Raw genomic sequence first — 15,875 nt, 5'->3', positions numbered from 1 at the left:
ACACGTTTCTATCATTTTTTCGTAACAGTTCCTTCCGCATCTCGCTCTACTTGCATCCCCGTTACCGGTAAGTAGTCCATTTCGGGAAGTATAGTTTCCTGTACATCATCGGAAAGTATATAATCGATCAAGTCTTTTGCGAGACCCTTTGCTTCTCCATTTGTATACATATGCTGGTAAGCCCAAATTTCCCATTTATTTGATTCAACATTTTCTTGGTTTGGCGTCACGCCATTAACCCGTAGAGCTGTAGTCGTTTCATCGAAGTAAGAAAATGCTAAGTAGCTGATTGCTCCCGGCGTTTCACTGACAATTTTTCGTACCGTACCCGAAGAATCTTGTTCTTGTGCCTCGAGTGGTTGTTTTCCTTGCAATACTAATGCTTCAAAAGTAGCGCGTGTTCCGGATCCTTTTGCACGGTTGATCACCATTATTTCTTGATCCATCCCGCCAAGTTCTTTCCAGTTTGTGATTTCCCCTGTAAAGATTCCAACCAATTCTTCAGTCGTCACATCTTCTACACCCGTTTCTGGATGACTTACTGGACCCATTCCAACAACCGCAACTTTATGGTCGACTAAGCTACCCGCGTCCACGCCTTCTTTTTCTTCCGCGAATATATCTGAGTTTCCAATATCTACTGCCCCTTCGCTAATTTTACTTAACCCGGTACCGCTTCCTCCACCTTGGACGTTTATAACCGAACCTGGATTTTTTAACGCAAACTGCTGTGCTGCAGCTTCAACTAAAGGTTGTAGTGCACTGGACCCTACTGCCGTGATGGGTTCAGTTTGTTGTTTGGCTTCTTCCTTTTCACTATTACTTGCTTTCGGACTACTACAAGCTGCGATCACCCACGTACAAAGTAAAACAAATACCAATACGGTTATTCGGTTTCGTTTCCTCATCACTGCGCCCCCTAAGATATTTCGTTTTAGTAGTGACTTTCTACTGCTTCTTTACTATAAACAATGAATATTAAAGGCTGATGGATGAAACGTAAAGGTTGTGTAAAGGTTGTGTGTAGAAAGATCATTCCCTGGATCTCTGTAATATAAAAAGCCAAAGACACAACCCTCTATGGATTCGTCTTCAGCATTCGTATGTATCTAAAATATTCAGTTTATCTCTTCTTCAAATTTATAACCAAATCCTCTGACAGTCTTAATATAGACCGGACTTTTTGTATCTCGTTCAATTTTCTCCCTAAGGTGACTAATATGAACATCTACTATACGAGAATCTCCAGTGTAGTCATAATTCCATATCGCATTTAGCAACTGCTCACGGTGTAGTACTTTACCTGAATGTCGCATTAAGTATAAAAGTAGTTCAAATTCTTTTGGAGTCAATTCTAAAGGGCTTCCATCCAAAAAGGCTTCAATTCGATCTGGATAAACTAGTAAACGTCCATGACTTAGTTCCGTTTCCAGTACTTTTTCTTGTGTAGAATTCTGTAACTCAATTCTGCGCAAGATGGCTTTCACACGCGCTAGCACCTCTCGTGGACTAAATGGTTTTGTTAGGTAGTCATCTGCTCCAAGTTCGAGCCCAAGCACTTTATCAAATTCATCGCCCTTCGCCGTCAACATTAAAATAGGTGTATGAATTTTTTCCTGACGAAGTTTCTTGCATACGTCCATGCCGTCCATGCCAGGTAGCATAATATCGAGCAACAATAAATCTGGTTCTTCGGAAAGCGTCATAGAAATTGCTGTATTGCCATCTCGTGCTATGCAAACGGTGTATCCTGCCTGCTCCAAGTTGTATTGCAAAAGAGTAGCTATCGATTGTTCATCTTCCACAACCAAAACCTTTTTCATCTGGTTAGCTCCTTTACGACTAGTTCATTAATTTTTCAGAAAGTCTACGTCTCTACTCTACTTTGACGTCAAGAAAATGTCCACTCAAATCGATAATTGTTCTATATATTTGGTGATATATTCAAATGAAAAAACTTGATCTGTTGCTATATAGAAGGTTGAAGTTTTCTTCTTAGTTCAATTAATTGACATCAGTTCCGCATCCTAGTACCCTTGAACTTATGCTTACTTTTAGTTAGTTTAACAGTTGAAATATACATGAAAACAGGAGGAATTACTATGACACTAGAGATGCAAAGAGAAATTCATTTAGCTAACAGACCGAAAGGCTTGCCTACTATGGACACTTTCAATTTTGCGGAAAAGCCTATGCCTCAACTAAAAGATCATGAAGTTCTGGTTCGTACGCTATATGTATCAGTTGACCCATACATGCGAGGAAGAATGATAGATGCGAAATCATATATCCCCCCATTTAAGTTGGATGAAGTGATTGCCGGTGGCGTCGTTGGCGAAGTCACGAAATCTACTTCTAATTTATTTAAAGCTGGAGATGTTGTTGTGGGTAACTTGAATTGGGCAGAATATACGGCCGCTTCCGAGAAAGAAGTTCGTAAAATCGATCCCAACATTGCCCCCATTTCTACACATTTAGGTATCCTTGGCATGACAGGTCTCACTGCATACTTCGGGTTACTTGATATCGGTAAACCACAACCAGGTGAAACAGTCGTCGTTTCTGGTGCCGCTGGAGCAGTCGGTTCGGCAGTAGGCCAAATCGCCAAAATGAAAGGTGCCAAAGTGATAGGAATTGCAGGTTCACAAGAAAAGATCGAGTACTTAAAAAATGAGCTCGGCTTTGATGAGGCAGTCAATTATAAACTGGATAGCTTTAAAGAAGACTTGGCCAAAGCTGCAACTGACGGTGTGGATGTCTATTTTGACAATGTCGGTGGCGATGTGACAGATGCAGTCTTTACATTACTAAATAAACATGCGCGAATTGCACTATGCGGTGCTATTTCGTCTTACAATAAAGAACAACAAGACATCGGTCCGCGTCTTCAAACTATGATGATTAAAACAAGCGCTTTGATGAAAGGCTTTACCGTAGGAGATTATGCAGCAGACTTCGCTACTGCATCAGCTGATTTAAGTAAATGGCTATCAGAAGGCAAGCTGAAGTATGAAGAAACCATCGTTGAAGGCTTCGACAATATTCCAGACGCGTTTCTTGGTTTATTCGATGGAAGCAATGTAGGTAAACAACTGGTCAAGGTCGCTGATTATAAAACAACGAAACACTAACCAGGTCGCAATGATAAAAGGCTATCCCGAGAAATTCTCAGGATAGCCTTTTATATTACTGGCATAAAAAACATCTTGTACAGTGAAAAACTTTCCATACGAGGCGCAGACTATTTTATTAACCGAATACGCTCGTACTGTGCAACGGTTGTACTTTTGCTTTTGGATCTATGAATGCTTTCGCGTGGCTGATTGCAACTGGTGCTTCACCCATACCTACCGCAATCAATTTCACTTTGCCATCGTATGTTGTGACGTCACCAGCAGCATAAATACCTTCGATATTCGTCTCCATGCGAGAGTTCACTTTAATAGAATTACGATCCATTTCTAAACCCCAGTCTTTCAATGGGCCAAGTGAAGAAATATTGCCGTAATTGACTACAACATGATCGAATGTGAGTTCTTTCACGCTACCGTCTTTTTCCTTTAGAATGACTTTATCCAATGTGTCTCCATCGCCATGTAACTCACTTATAGCATGTGATGTTAAAACATTCACACTAGATTCGTGTAGTTGATTGACACTTGTTTCATGCGCAGTAAAACGTTCTCTACGGTGAACTAGTGTTACCTCACTTGCGATATCTTCAAGCATCAATGCCCAATCGAGTGCAGAGTCTCCCCCGCCGCACACACAGATATTTTGATCTTTAAACATGGACAAGTCTTTAATACCGTAATGCAATGTTTTGCCTTCAAAAGTTGGTTCTTCTTTCAAACCGATTTTACGTGGTTGAAAAGCCCCAATTCCTGCGGTCAATAATATGGTCCGTGTCAAATGTTGTCCTTTGTCTGTCGTTAAAACAAAGTGATCATCCTTCTTTTCGAAGGACAATGCTGCTTCCCCTAAACAAATTTCAGGTTTTGCATAATGCGCTTGCGTCACTAAGTTTGCTACTAAATCCTTTGCTAAAACTTTAGGGAATCCGCCAACATCATAAATGTATTTATCAGGATATAGCTCGATCAACTGGCCGCCAAGCTGTGGTAAACTATCGATAATTTTGACAGACATCTCCCGCATACCCGCGTAGAACGAAGAAAACAATCCAGTTGGGCCGCCGCCGATAATCGTAATATCCACTATTTCATGATTCATTTAAAACACTCCTATAATTAATTCTGTAATGATAAGCTATTGGGGTGTACCACTTATGTTTCACTGGTCTATTATCCCTTATTCTAAAGAGAATAACATCTAATTTGTATTTAGATTTCCGGAAAATGTTCATTACAGTATTGCTCTGCTGATGCTTGTTCTTCTTCGTCCCATTCCACGTCGAATGGGCTTTCCGTTGCCAATTCATAAAATTGGTACGTAAGCATCTTTCGCTCGCCATCCTTCACAGAATATAGCATACGTAAGCCAGTACCCTCTTCATTAAACAGTTCATCTTCTTCATCTAACTTAACTGTCAAAAGAAATTCGTAGCGCTGACCATCGATTATACCTGTTGGATCCACCAGTTCTTGTACTTTACCATTTACTATTTGCATTCAATTTCTCCTTCTTCCCGCTCACTTAGAGTTTACTCTCTCTATCCTACATCATTTCATAAGATTGTGGCAATTTATGAACGTCACTTTCGATAAATAGTTTGCTTTTCTTTACTCGTTGCTAGAAAATGGAGGGATAGTCACACTATACGAACTAGGAGGAGTGCAATGCTTACTTTTGAAGAGTATGAGTATACACGCCCGGATATCGAAAAACTACAAACAGAATTCAAGACTGCACTTGAACAGTTTAAGCAAGCAAACTCATTTGATGATCAAGCTGAAATAATGGAGCATATAAACATGTTGACGAGTGATTTTAGTACGGCCGAAAATATCATGTATATCCGTTCTTCAATTGATACGAATGATGGCTTTTATCAAGATGAACGGGAGTATTTTGATGTGATTGGGCCACAATTCCAAGCCTTGCAAAGCGATTATTACCAAGCTGTAATCTCTACGCCTTTCCGAGCACAATTAGAAGACAAATGGGGGCCACAGCTATTTAAGCTTGCGGAGAATGCCATTCATTCGTATTCAGATGAAGTCTTGCCTCTTTTACAACGGGAAAACAAATTAGTTTCCGAGTACTCGAACCTCGTAGCTTCAGCACAAATCGAGTTTCACGGCAAAACGCTGACATTGGCACAACTTGGACCATTTAAAGAGTCACTTGATCGCTCGGTTAGAAAAGATGCTATGAATGCCACTGCTGATTTCTATGCGTCAAATGAAGAGCATTTCGATAGAATTTTTGATCGTCTCGTTGCCGTGCGTCATGAAATCGCTACAACACTCGGATTTAAAACTTTTACAGAACTAGGATATATACGTATGGACAGGATTGGCTATGATGCATATATGATGGAACACTTCCGAAATCAAATTCGAACACATGTAGTACCATTGGCTGAGAAGATTCGTGGTATGCAAAGTCGGAGAATAGGGATCTCACAAATGAAGTTTTATGATGAACCTTTGCATTACCCCGAGGGAAACCCTCAACCTAAAGGTTCTCCTGAATGGATTTTAGAAAATGGACAAAAAATGTATCAGGGGCTATCGCGTGAAACCGGACGCTTTTTTGATTATATGAAACGTAAAAACCTATTGGATTTGGTGGCGAAAAAAGGCAAAGAAGCTGGCGGCTATTGTACATTTATAGATAATTATGATTCCCCGTTCATCTTCTCTAATTTTAATGGAACTTCAAGTGATATTGACGTTTTGACGCATGAAGCAGGCCATGCATTCCAAGTCTATTCGAGTCGTTCAATTGGCATCCCCGAATACATTTGGCCAACGACTGAAGCAGCAGAAATTCATTCCATGAGTATGGAGTTTTTCACTTGGTACTGGATGGATCGCTTTTTTGGAAGCGATGCAGACCGTTATCGTTATGCACACTTACTTGAAAGTGTATTGTTTTTACCTTATGGAGTTGCGGTGGATGAGTTTCAGCAACGCATCTATGACAATCCTGACATGACACCAAGTGAACGTAAAGCGGTATGGAAAGATATCGAAACCATTTATTTACCTAATCGGGATTATGATGGACATCCCTATTTAGAACAAGGCGGTTTTTGGCAAAGACAAGGTCATATCTATGAAGCGCCGTTTTATTATATTGATTATGCTTTGGCGCAAATTTGTGCGCTTCAATTTTGGCAACGATCTTTACATGATTTCGACGAAGCATGGACAGATTATTTGGCACTGTGTCAATTGGGCGGAAGTAAATCATTTTTAGAACTCGTTACAACGGCCCATTTAAGATCACCGTTCGAAGATGGAACGGTTGAATCGATAATGGATTTCATTGGCGAATGGCTTGTTGATCATCAGATTTCTTGATTTTATAGGAACACAAAAGGATGTACAGAATGTCATGTCGACGACTTTCTGTACATCCTATTTATGATCCAACCGAGGGGCATTAAGAATATTGATCACTTCTTTTACTTACCTACTTTTACTAAAAAAGCAAAAAGCCGTACTGGCTCTTTGCTTATCATTTCACTACTATAGAAAGAAATTACATTAACCCTTTGGCATTACCTGCCGAATCGACATCCATATTGAGCGCTGCTGGTTTTTTTGGTAAACCAGGCATAGTCATGATGTCGCCGGTCAGACAAACTAAGAAACCTGCTCCGAGTTTCGGTAAGATATTGCGGATTGTGATCAAAAAGTCTGTTGGACGTCCTAACTTTTTTGGATCATCGGAAAACGAGTACTGCGTCTTTGCCATACAGACCGGTAACAAATCCCAGCCATTCTTTTTGATTTCGGCTAAATCTTTCTTTGCCTGATCGGTAAATATAATGCCTGCGCCACCATATACTATTTGAACAATCGCTGTGAGTTTTTCTTCTACAGATTGCTCTACTTCATAAATCGGCGCGAAATTATTTGGCTCTTCCATCACTTTCAGAACTTCTCTCGCCAATGCTTCACCGCCCGCTCCACCATCTTGCCACACATCAGTTAAAGCGACTTTTACATTATTCTCCTGACACCACTTTAGTACTACCTGAAGTTCACTATTAGAGTCGCCAACAAAATGATTGAGCGCGACAATAGGTTCCACCCCGAACGATAGAATCGTTTCGACATGCTTTTCCAAGTTAACTAAACCATTTTCTACAGCTTGACTATTCTCTACTTTTAAATCCTGTTTTGCAACTCCGCCGTGCATTTTGAGCGCACGAATTGTCGTTACAAGAACGACTGCATTTGGCTGAAATTTACCGATGCGTGCTTTAATATCCATAAATTTCTCCGCACCTAAATCGGATCCAAATCCTGCTTCTGTCACGACATAGTCAGCCAGATTACGCGCTGTATTCGTTGCAATTAACGAGTTACATCCATGGGCAATATTTGCAAACGGTCCACCGTGAATGAAAGCTGGTGTGCCTTCGATCGTTTGAACGAGGTTAGGTTTGAATGCATCTTTTAGCAGAAGTGTCAACGCACCTTCTACACCTAAATCACGCACAGTCACGGCTTCTTTTTCATACGTATAGCCGATGACTATTTCGGACAAACGCTCTTTTAAGTCTTGTAAGCTAGTCGCCAGACAGAATACAGCCATGATTTCGGATGCTACTGTAATATCAAAACCATCTTCACGTGGTACGCCTTGTGCTGGTCCACCCAAACCAATTGTTACATGGCGGAGCGCACGGTCATTCATATCCATGACGCGTTTCCATGTAATACGACGAGGATCGATCTTTAACGCATTGCCTTGATGCAAATGGTTATCGATCATAGCGCTCAACGCGTTATTAACCGTTGTAATGGCATGAAGGTCTCCAGTAAAGTGCAAATTGATGTCTTCCATAGGCAGAACTTGGGAGAAGCCGCCACCCGTTGCTCCACCTTTGATACCCATTACGGGTCCTAATGAAGGTTCACGCAATGCAATCATAGTTTTCTTACCTAAACGAGAAAGCGCATCACCAAGACCCACTGTCACTGTCGATTTTCCTTCTCCAGCTGGTGTTGGACTTGTAGCCGTTACGAGTACGATCTTTGCTTGTGTAGTTTTTTTGGGAATAAGATCTACATTAATTTTTGCTTTATATTTACCATATAGCTCCAATGCATCCAAGGGAATTCCTGCTTTGGATGCTATGTCTTCAATTGGTTGCATAATTGCTTTTGAAGCGATTTCCAGGTCTGTCAGTGTCTTTACTTCTTTCGTCACTACTTCCACTGCCTTTCTATACAGGGTATATGGTTTATTTTGAAATGGCTAAAACGATTTTACCGAATTGTACACTGTCATCCAGCCTAGTAAATGCCTCACTTGCATTTTCAAGAGGAATCACTGAATCAATAACAGGATGGATTTGATGCTCTTCAACTAACGCTAACATATCGCGTAATTCTTCACGACTTCCCATCGTAGTGCCAAGTAACGAATACTGACCGTAAAAGAATTCACGTAAGTTCAGTTCGACGGTATCTTCTGTCGTTGCACCAAATACTACGATCCGACCACCTTTTTTTAGAATTTCAAGAGAACGATTGAATGTTGCCCTTCCCACACTCTCAATCACAAGATCCACACGTTCATCTTGTAGTTCTGTTGGCCAATCACTATTCGTATCAATCGCTATATCTGCACCGATTTTCATTGCGTGATTTCTTTTTTCTTCACTTCTTGAGGACACGATGACACGCGCTCCCATTTTCTTTGCAAATTGAATCATATAGGTCGCGACTCCACTTCCTGCTCCAGGAATAAAGACGGTTTGCCCTTCTTCTATACGACCCCTCGTCACTAGTGCACGATAACCTGTAAGTCCGGCTAGGGCGATAACTGCAGATTCATTCCATGTGAGATGTGATGGCTTTTTCTCTAGCTGTTCTGAAGATATGCAAATCTTCTCAGCAAACGTGCCATGATCCGGCATACCTAAAATATCAAACTCAACTGGAGGCGCATCGCTTTCTTCGAACCATCGAAGGGATGGATTAATAATTACTTCGTCTCCTATGTTCCAACCGGTTACACCTTCTCCGATTGATTCAATCGTGCCTGCGCCGTCTGATCCCATTACCAATGGTTCTTTAGCATCTCCACGTCGTTTCGGTATAGCAGTATCACGTCGATTAAGTCCTGCTGTTTTCAATGCGACAATTACTTCACCATTTCCAGCTGAGGGATCGGCGATATCTGTATAGTGGAGCTCACCATTTTCATGAACGAATGCTTTCAATCAACTCATCCTCCTTGGGTTTATCTACGACTCTATCATAACGTATTTCATTCTATTTTCCTACATTTCACGCTATTTGATTATTCATTCTTTTGTAATATAAGAAGTGACTGACATGGTGTAGGGTAGGGGATTTCCGTTCCGAGCGGACGCTTTCCTGCGGGCATGGCTTGAGCCAAGCGAACAGCGAAGGATTCGCTTTGCCGTATTTCTGTTTACTTTGCAGAAATTAAGGCATCTATCCGGGGTCTCAAGACTCATGCTCATAACGCTTCGCTTATAATCGCAGAAGTAATTGCTATTCCCGCGGGAGTCGCCGCTCGGAACGAAAATCCCTGCACAGTAAATAGTAGTAACTTTTTGTTGAGCATTAAAGTCTGAATAGTAAATAGTACTGAACTGAAGCTGCACTTAAACTAAGAATAAGTTCAAAGACTACAACAATAACCACTCTAATGCCAGTAAATGATCTACATCTATTTAGGCAGGATTAAATTGGAAGTTGAGGCGACTCAGGGGGGATCAAGCCCGACAGGTGAGACAATCAGATGGAGCTTTCGAATTGGTGAGCCCACCGCTCGGCCCATGGGAAGCGTCCGCCAGCTGGAGTTTCAATCCCCTCCTACTCTCTACTAACTTATCCAGCTTTTCCGATTTTAATTTAAGATTTCTAATAAAAAAACGATGTCCCTCGAAGTATAATCACTTCCAGGGACATCGTGTTATAGCGTGCGTCTTTTATATTTAGCGAGCTCGAGCAATTCTAGTACATCTTTCTTAGGAAGACGGATAGCCAACTCCATCAGCTCTTTCTCAGCTGATCGACGTCCTTTTCCGCTACGATACTTCTCTTTATTCACTGCATCGATTTCTGCATATAGCTCATCAATTTCTGTTGGCCATTTACCAGAGGATTCGACATTCATCGTTTCACGAAGACGATCATAAAGTGATTCTACTGTATTACCTGTCGCTTTGAAATACGGAGTAAATGTTACCTCACCCATAATCAATTCATCGGTAGAAACAGAAAAACGCTCTGAAATTTTAGCGATCCATGCAGCTGATGGTGCGTTCTTACCGCGCTCCCAATCTTTAATTCGACTAGCTGATGTGCCAATTGCTGCTCCAAATGCCATCATCGATAGTCCTCGACGTTCTCTCAGTGCCTTTAAACGCAGTCCAAAATCATCCTTACTCCATTCGTTCAACGAAATACCCCCTGTATGACCTATAGTGTATTAATTTTATTATCAAAACAGTCTTTTTGTCAATTTATTTATTTATGAAACTTTTACTATAGTTAAAATGGCAGTGAAGCTAATGATATCGCTCAGTATCCACTTCTTTGACGTGCGTAGTTTTCTTCATTTTTATCTATGTATGCTTGTATAATTTGTTCTTCAGTAAAACCGAGCGTATTCGCAAGCGCTCCGTAGTTCACCCAGATTTTTTTATAATCTTCAAATGCTAATGAATCCAAGAATGCATAAATAGATTGACCTGTTTGAATAAACTGCTGTGTCAAATTTTGATCTTTCGTATCACTTGCCGGCCATTCTTCCAATCCATCAAAGCCTTTTTCAATTCCTAAAGATAATAAGAAATGAATAGAATCCACATACTCTTCTAAAATAACGCTGTCAGTTGAAGGACCTTTCGTGCTCCAGAATTTAAAACAACGCGTTTCGTTAGCCAACTCAGAAAGTTCGACTAATAATGCCAGACCTCTTTCAGTAAATGTTTCATTCGTTTGATGATTTTTTTGAATATATGTATCGAGCGCTCTTTGCATTTCAAATAGTTGATGTAATTTCAATTAAATTCCCTCCACCATTTCGCTAGTAAATGAAACCTTTTCCCATACTCATCCGTATAGTACAGTACTATATCGTTTGCAGGAGCTGATTTCATGATTTTATTGATCCGCGTCTTCATTATAGCATTGGTTATTTATTTGTTTTATGCCGGCATTCGCTATTTGACAGATGCTAAGCGAAAGCTGGATGAAGCTTATGAAAAAGAACAATATTATTTTTATGACGATGTGAAAAATATCCGTAAAAACTTCTTTATTACGTATAAAGGTGCGATGTTTGAAGGTGAGAAATATCTAGGCACCACGTCTGATTCTTTTGATGTTGTTTCCATTTTCATTTGGGTAAAAAATGAAGCAAAATTGCAAGGTATGACAAAAGAGGATTTTCATTTTCTTGAATCCGAAGTACGAACGAATTATCCCCATGCTGAAATCAATTGGAAGAACCCAATTGAACAATTAATGAAGTCTTGATTGGATGGAAATAGCTAAGAAAAGCTATTTCCTTTTTTATATCAAAATGTAACGGTTGTTGGGAATTTCACACCATATATCGCTAGTAGCAGCACTATGTCAATCATCATCAGAAGCAGAAATCCAATACGGAAATGGGTCTTTCTCGTTTTGTGATGAAAGTATTGCATGCCAACGTACGCACCTACTCCACCACCAAGCAGTGCCAATAACCATAGATTTCGTTCTGGTACACGTTGCCTCTTCTTTTTAGCTTGTCTTTTATCATACCCCATCGCCAAAAACGCCCAGAGTGACAGGATGACCATATAAATCAATAGAGTTTGTGCCATTTCAGCCATTCCTCCATACGAAAAAAATCCACCTTCATTTCCATATAAGAATGAAAACGAAAGTGGATTTTGGTTCATCTTATTTTGCTACAGATTTTTTTGCTGTCTCTGCAAGTTGTGCAAATGCTGATGCATCTGTCACTGCAAGTTCTGCAAGCATCTTACGGTTAACATCGATGCCAGCTACTTTCAAGCCGTGCATTAATGTGCTGTATGAAATACCATTCACACGAGCAGCCGCGTTGATACGTGTAATCCATAGTCTACGGAAATCACGTTTTTTGTTACGACGGTCACGGTAAGCATAGTTATAAGATTTCATTACCTGTTGGTTTGCTACCTTATAAAGTCTATGTTTTGAACCAAAATATCCTTTTGCTAATTTCAATACCTTTTTATGACGCTTGCGCGTTACTGTTCCACCTTTTACGCGTGGCATAGTGCATTACCTCCTGCTTATCCTTTAAGTGTGTGTTCGGTCTTACTTCATGTATGTGAGCATTTCGCGAATACGCTTGTAATCGCCTGAAGAAACTAGTGAAGACTTACGTAAGTGACGCTTAGCCTTCGTAGATTTGTTAGCAAATAGGTGACTTGTGTAAGCACGGCCACGTTTTAATTTACCAGTTCCAGTTCTTTTGAAACGTTTCGCGGAACCGCGGTGAGTTTTCATTTTTGGCATGTTCTGTTCCTCCTAAATTGTTCGTGTTACTGTTTTTCGGCAAGTGGGGCAAGTATTAAGAACATGCTCCGACCTTCCATTTTTGGTTTAACTTCAACAGTTGCAACTTCTTTGCAAGCTTCTGCAAAGCGATCAAGAACTCGTTGGCCAATTTCTTTGTGCGTAATTGCACGGCCGCGGAAACGAATCGAAGCTTTCACCTTATCCCCATTTTCCAAGAACTTGATTCCGTTACGAAGTTTCGTTTGGAAATCATGCTCATCGATTGTAGGGCTAAGTCGTACTTCTTTTACGTTGATGATCTTTTGATTCTTACGTACTTCACGCTCTTTCTTTTGCTGTTCGAACTTGAACTTTCCATGGTCCATAACACGAGCTACTGGGGGCTTCGCTTGTGGAGCAACAAGAACTAAGTCCAGGTTTGCTTGAGCAGCAATTTCTAAAGCTTCATTACGTGTTTTGATACCGAGTTGTTCGCCGTTGTGATCGATTAATCGCAACTCACGTGCTCTGATACCATCATTTACGTACATGTCTTTGCTAATAGTAATCCACCTCCGAATATTGTCTCGTGAATACATGTTTTGGTATATCGGAAATTCCGACTGCAAAGTCCCATAGGTCTATCCATTTTACAAAATAAAAAAAGTAGACAAATATGATTTGTCTACCCGCGTAAGTATACTATGCTAGTACACATAGATATAAACTTATTGTGCTAACCTGGCAACAACTTCATTGCGTCGAACAGGTGAGAAGCGGGTAGCCTCTTCTTATACCACAAACTGTATTCAGTTAACCTTATTAATAATATCATCTCTAGTATCTAGTGTCAACAACTCTGCATATCCTATTGTCGGATGCACAAGTTATGTTTGAATTAATTCAACTTTTTAAGTATAGCGCGTTATGGAAACTATTGCAACTATTATTTTTCTGTTTTAGAAAAGTTGAATGAAAAACGATTTAACATCCACTTCGGTGTCTGCGGCTGGCTCCTGCATGTATCGCCAACCGCTTGTAAGACACCTTCGTTTAGTTAGTGGGAATACTTAACGTAATTAGTTACAGTTCAATAAAGTAGTTGATTGAACAGAAGGCGTAAACTTCCGACGGATCTGTTCGGCACGGGCTCAAGAAAAAGCGTCTTACCGAAACGACAATCCGCAATGCCTTGTCTTCATTCAATCTATCGACTTCATCTTGATCCTTAATCCTTCTTCACATCTTCTTTGATTAGCGCAAGGAATGCGTCGAATGACATGCTTTCAGATTTCTGTTCGCCGTATTTACGAACATTGACTTCGCCAGCTTCCATTTCACGGTCGCCTAGTACAAGCATGTACGGAACCTTTTGCACTTGTGCTTCGCGGATTTTATAACCAATCTTTTCGTCACGGCTGTCCACGTCTACTCGGAACCCAGCCAATGCCAATTTCTCTTTGATTTCCTCTGCATAATCAAAGTGAACGTCAGGCGATACTGGGATGAGTTCTACTTGAATCGGTGCTAACCATGTTGGAAAAGCTCCTTTGTATTCTTCAATTAAGAAGGCAACAAAACGTTCCATCGTTGACACGACACCTCTATGGATGACGACTGGACGATGTTGCTTACCATCTTCACCGATATACGTCAGATCAAAGCGCTCAGGTAATAGGAAGTCAAGTTGTGCAGTGGAAAGAGTTTCTTCCATTCCAATCGCCGTTTTTACTTGTACATCTAATTTTGGACCGTAGAATGCTGCCTCGCCTTCTTCTTCTGTATACGGAAGCTCCAACTCATCCATCGCTTCTTTTAACATAGTTTGTGCACGTTCCCACATTTCATCGTCATCAAAATATTTCGTTGTATCTTCAGGATCACGATACGATAGACGGAATGAATAATCTTTAATATTAAAGTCTTTATATACTTCAATGATCAACCTAACGACACGTTTAAACTCTTCTTTAATCTGATCAGGACGCACGAAGATATGTGCATCATTCAATGTCATACCGCGAACACGTTGAAGACCTGAAAGTGCACCGGACATTTCATAACGGTGCATCGTGCCAAGTTCCGCCAAACGAAGTGGCAAGTTACGATACGAATGAATGCCATTTTTATAAATCATCATGTGGTGAGGACAGTTCATTGGACGTAAAACGAGATCTTCGTTATCCATACTCATTGTTGGGAACATGCCATCTTGATAGTGATCCCAGTGACCTGAAGTTTTGTAGAGTTCTACACTTCCAAGTACTGGAGTATAGACGTGCTGATAGCCTAGTCTTTCTTCTTTATCTACAATATAACGTTCTACTACGCGTCGAATAGTAGCGCCTTTAGGCAACCATAGTGGAAGACCTTGTCCAACTTTTTGTGAATTCGTGAAGAGATTCAGTTCTTTACCGATTTTACGGTGATCCCGTTCTTTCGCTTCTTCAAGCATGCGCAAGTGTTCTTTCAGCTCGTCTTTTTTGAAGAAAGCTGTTCCGTAGATACGTTGAAGCATTTTGTTATCGGAGTTCCCTCTCCAATAAGCGCCTGCAATGCTTAACAGTTTAAATTCTTTCAGTTTACCTGTAGATGGGACGTGAATACCACGGCATAAGTCGAAAAATTCACCTTGTTCATAGATAGATACTTGTTGATCTTCAGGAATGGCTTCAAGAAGTTCCAATTTGTATTCATCGTCAATTTCTTTGAAACGTTTTTCGGCTTCAGCACGGGATACATCGTGACGAATGATCGGCAAGTTTTCGCCAATGATGCGTTTCATTTCCTTTTCTAATTCGGGTAAGTCTTCTGCAGTGATCGGTGTAGGCGAATCGATATCATAATAGAATCCATTTTCGATAGTAGGTCCTATTCCTAGTTTCGCATCCGGGAATTTGCGTTTGACGGCTTGTGCCAAAAGGTGAGCCGTACTATGGCGCAGAATTTCCAATGCTTCATCTGACGTTGGAGTAATGATACTAATATCTCCATCTGTATGAATTGGTGATTTCAAATCGATCAGCTGATCTCCAATTTTTCCCGCCAATGCGCTCTTACGCAATCCGGGACTGATGGAGCCCGCAATTTCATCTGTTGTTACGCCATCCTCGAATTCTTTTACTGCACCATCTGGAAATGTTAAATGAATATTTTCTGGCATGTGTATGACTCCCTTTCTTTTTTTGAACGCAAAAAAGCCTCATCCCTAAAGGG

At 40.6% G+C, this 15,875-nt stretch carries 16 protein-coding genes and 2 other annotated features (1 of these 18 running past the window's edge); of the genes, 3 read left to right on the top strand and 13 right to left on the bottom strand.

Annotation, left to right across the window (positions count from 1 at the left end; genetic code table 11):
- Window positions 1-11 precede the first annotated feature (11 nt).
- Window positions 12-908, bottom strand: a complete 897-nt coding sequence (locus CSV60_RS06970) for a phosphate ABC transporter substrate-binding protein PstS family protein (protein WP_099636460.1) — start codon at window positions 906-908, stop codon at window positions 12-14.
- A 210-nt stretch (window positions 909-1,118) separates the two neighbouring features.
- Window positions 1,119-1,823 (bottom strand): response regulator transcription factor, encoded by a 705-nt coding sequence (locus CSV60_RS06965; RefSeq protein ID WP_099636459.1) that lies wholly within the window; start codon window positions 1,821-1,823, stop codon window positions 1,119-1,121.
- 279 nt (window positions 1,824-2,102) lie between these two features.
- Here CSV60_RS06965 and CSV60_RS06960 point away from each other — a divergent pair, with 279 nt between their 5' ends.
- Entirely contained in the window at window positions 2,103-3,131 is a 1,029-nt protein-coding gene (locus CSV60_RS06960; RefSeq protein WP_233189560.1) for an NADP-dependent oxidoreductase, read from the top strand.
- Between the two features lie 118 nt (window positions 3,132-3,249).
- On the opposite strand, the gene CSV60_RS06955 is transcribed toward CSV60_RS06960, so the two are convergent.
- Window positions 3,250-4,233, bottom strand: coding sequence for an NAD(P)/FAD-dependent oxidoreductase (locus CSV60_RS06955; protein ID WP_099636458.1), 984 nt, complete (start codon window positions 4,231-4,233; stop codon window positions 3,250-3,252).
- A gap of 110 nt (window positions 4,234-4,343) precedes the next feature.
- Entirely contained in the window at window positions 4,344-4,631 is a 288-nt protein-coding gene (locus CSV60_RS06950) for a DUF6509 family protein (RefSeq protein WP_099636457.1), read from the bottom strand.
- A gap of 168 nt (window positions 4,632-4,799) precedes the next feature.
- On the opposite strand from CSV60_RS06950, the gene CSV60_RS06945 reads away from it, so the two are divergent.
- Window positions 4,800-6,491, top strand: coding sequence for a M3 family oligoendopeptidase (locus tag CSV60_RS06945; protein ID WP_099636456.1), 1,692 nt, complete (start codon window positions 4,800-4,802; stop codon window positions 6,489-6,491).
- A 181-nt stretch (window positions 6,492-6,672) separates the two neighbouring features.
- On the opposite strand, the gene CSV60_RS06940 is transcribed toward CSV60_RS06945, so the two are convergent.
- From CSV60_RS06940 to CSV60_RS06925, 4 genes are all read right to left on the bottom strand, one after another.
- Window positions 6,673-8,352 (bottom strand): formate--tetrahydrofolate ligase, encoded by a 1,680-nt coding sequence (locus CSV60_RS06940; protein ID WP_099636455.1) that lies wholly within the window; start codon window positions 8,350-8,352, stop codon window positions 6,673-6,675.
- Between the two features lie 34 nt (window positions 8,353-8,386).
- Window positions 8,387-9,370 (bottom strand): zinc-binding dehydrogenase, encoded by a 984-nt coding sequence (locus tag CSV60_RS06935; RefSeq protein WP_099636454.1) that lies wholly within the window; start codon window positions 9,368-9,370, stop codon window positions 8,387-8,389.
- Between the two features lie 722 nt (window positions 9,371-10,092).
- Entirely contained in the window at window positions 10,093-10,581 is a 489-nt protein-coding gene (locus tag CSV60_RS06930) for a helix-turn-helix domain-containing protein (RefSeq protein ID WP_051210452.1), read from the bottom strand.
- Between the two features lie 122 nt (window positions 10,582-10,703).
- Entirely contained in the window at window positions 10,704-11,189 is a 486-nt protein-coding gene (locus CSV60_RS06925) for a dUTP diphosphatase (RefSeq protein ID WP_099636453.1), read from the bottom strand.
- Between the two features lie 93 nt (window positions 11,190-11,282).
- Between CSV60_RS06925 and CSV60_RS06920 the strand changes: the two genes are divergently transcribed.
- Window positions 11,283-11,663: a sigma-w pathway protein ysdB gene (locus CSV60_RS06920; RefSeq protein ID WP_099629676.1), complete on the top strand. Its 381-nt coding sequence runs from the start codon at window positions 11,283-11,285 to the stop codon at window positions 11,661-11,663.
- 41 nt (window positions 11,664-11,704) lie between these two features.
- Here the strand turns inward: CSV60_RS06920 and CSV60_RS06915 are convergent, their stop codons facing one another.
- The 5 genes from CSV60_RS06915 to thrS form a co-directional block, all read right to left on the bottom strand.
- On the bottom strand, window positions 11,705-11,995 hold the full coding sequence (locus CSV60_RS06915; protein WP_099636452.1) for a DUF1294 domain-containing protein: 291 nt from the start codon (window positions 11,993-11,995) through the stop codon (window positions 11,705-11,707).
- 79 nt (window positions 11,996-12,074) lie between these two features.
- Window positions 12,075-12,434, bottom strand: a complete 360-nt coding sequence (rplT, locus tag CSV60_RS06910; RefSeq protein ID WP_085131190.1) for a 50S ribosomal protein L20 — start codon at window positions 12,432-12,434, stop codon at window positions 12,075-12,077.
- Between the two features lie 42 nt (window positions 12,435-12,476).
- Window positions 12,477-12,677 (bottom strand): 50S ribosomal protein L35, encoded by a 201-nt coding sequence (gene rpmI / locus CSV60_RS06905; protein WP_099629674.1) that lies wholly within the window; start codon window positions 12,675-12,677, stop codon window positions 12,477-12,479.
- A 26-nt stretch (window positions 12,678-12,703) separates the two neighbouring features.
- The gene (gene infC / locus CSV60_RS06900) at window positions 12,704-13,258 is read right to left on the bottom strand and encodes a translation initiation factor IF-3 (protein WP_099629673.1); all 555 of its coding nucleotides are present in this window, start codon (window positions 13,256-13,258) and stop codon (window positions 12,704-12,706) included.
- 53 nt (window positions 13,259-13,311) lie between these two features.
- Window positions 13,312-13,458: a sequence feature (ribosomal protein L20 leader region), on the bottom strand.
- Window positions 13,459-13,887: 429 nt separating this feature from the next.
- Window positions 13,888-15,822 carry a threonine--tRNA ligase gene (gene thrS / locus CSV60_RS06895; RefSeq protein ID WP_099629672.1) on the bottom strand — a complete coding sequence of 645 codons (1,935 nt, stop codon included), beginning with the start codon at window positions 15,820-15,822 and terminating at the stop codon, window positions 13,888-13,890.
- 46 nt (window positions 15,823-15,868) lie between these two features.
- Window positions 15,869-15,875, bottom strand: a binding site (T-box leader); it runs 224 nt beyond the window's last position.

Source organism: Sporosarcina sp. P7 (assembly GCF_002743425.1).
In the GTDB taxonomy this organism is placed as follows: domain Bacteria; phylum Bacillota; class Bacilli; order Bacillales_A; family Planococcaceae; genus Sporosarcina.
The sequence above is the reverse complement of the archived record's forward strand: the minus strand, read 5'-3'. Positions and strand labels throughout refer to the sequence as shown.

Excerpts from the sequence above, each read along its gene's own strand:
- CSV60_RS06965 (WP_099636459.1), bottom strand. The coding sequence starts at position 1,823 with ATGAAAAAGGTTTTGGTTGTGGAAGATGAACAATCGATAGCTACTCTT.
- CSV60_RS06960 (WP_233189560.1), top strand. The coding sequence starts at position 2,103 with ATGACACTAGAGATGCAAAGAGAAATTCATTTAGCTAACAGACCGAAA.
- CSV60_RS06950 (WP_099636457.1), bottom strand. The coding sequence starts at position 4,631 with ATGCAAATAGTAAATGGTAAAGTACAAGAACTGGTGGATCCAACAGGT.
- rpmI (WP_099629674.1), bottom strand. The coding sequence starts at position 12,677 with ATGCCAAAAATGAAAACTCACCGCGGTTCCGCGAAACGTTTCAAAAGA.
- CSV60_RS06970 (WP_099636460.1), bottom strand. The coding sequence starts at position 908 with ATGAGGAAACGAAACCGAATAACCGTATTGGTATTTGTTTTACTTTGT.
- thrS (WP_099629672.1), bottom strand. The coding sequence starts at position 15,822 with ATGCCAGAAAATATTCATTTAACATTTCCAGATGGTGCAGTAAAAGAA.
- rplT (WP_085131190.1), bottom strand. The coding sequence starts at position 12,434 with ATGCCACGCGTAAAAGGTGGAACAGTAACGCGCAAGCGTCATAAAAAG.
- CSV60_RS06955 (WP_099636458.1), bottom strand. The coding sequence starts at position 4,233 with ATGAATCATGAAATAGTGGATATTACGATTATCGGCGGCGGCCCAACT.
- infC (WP_099629673.1), bottom strand. The coding sequence starts at position 13,258 with ATGTATTCACGAGACAATATTCGGAGGTGGATTACTATTAGCAAAGAC.
- CSV60_RS06920 (WP_099629676.1), top strand. The coding sequence starts at position 11,283 with ATGATTTTATTGATCCGCGTCTTCATTATAGCATTGGTTATTTATTTG.
- CSV60_RS06945 (WP_099636456.1), top strand. The coding sequence starts at position 4,800 with ATGCTTACTTTTGAAGAGTATGAGTATACACGCCCGGATATCGAAAAA.
- CSV60_RS06915 (WP_099636452.1), bottom strand. The coding sequence starts at position 11,995 with ATGGCACAAACTCTATTGATTTATATGGTCATCCTGTCACTCTGGGCG.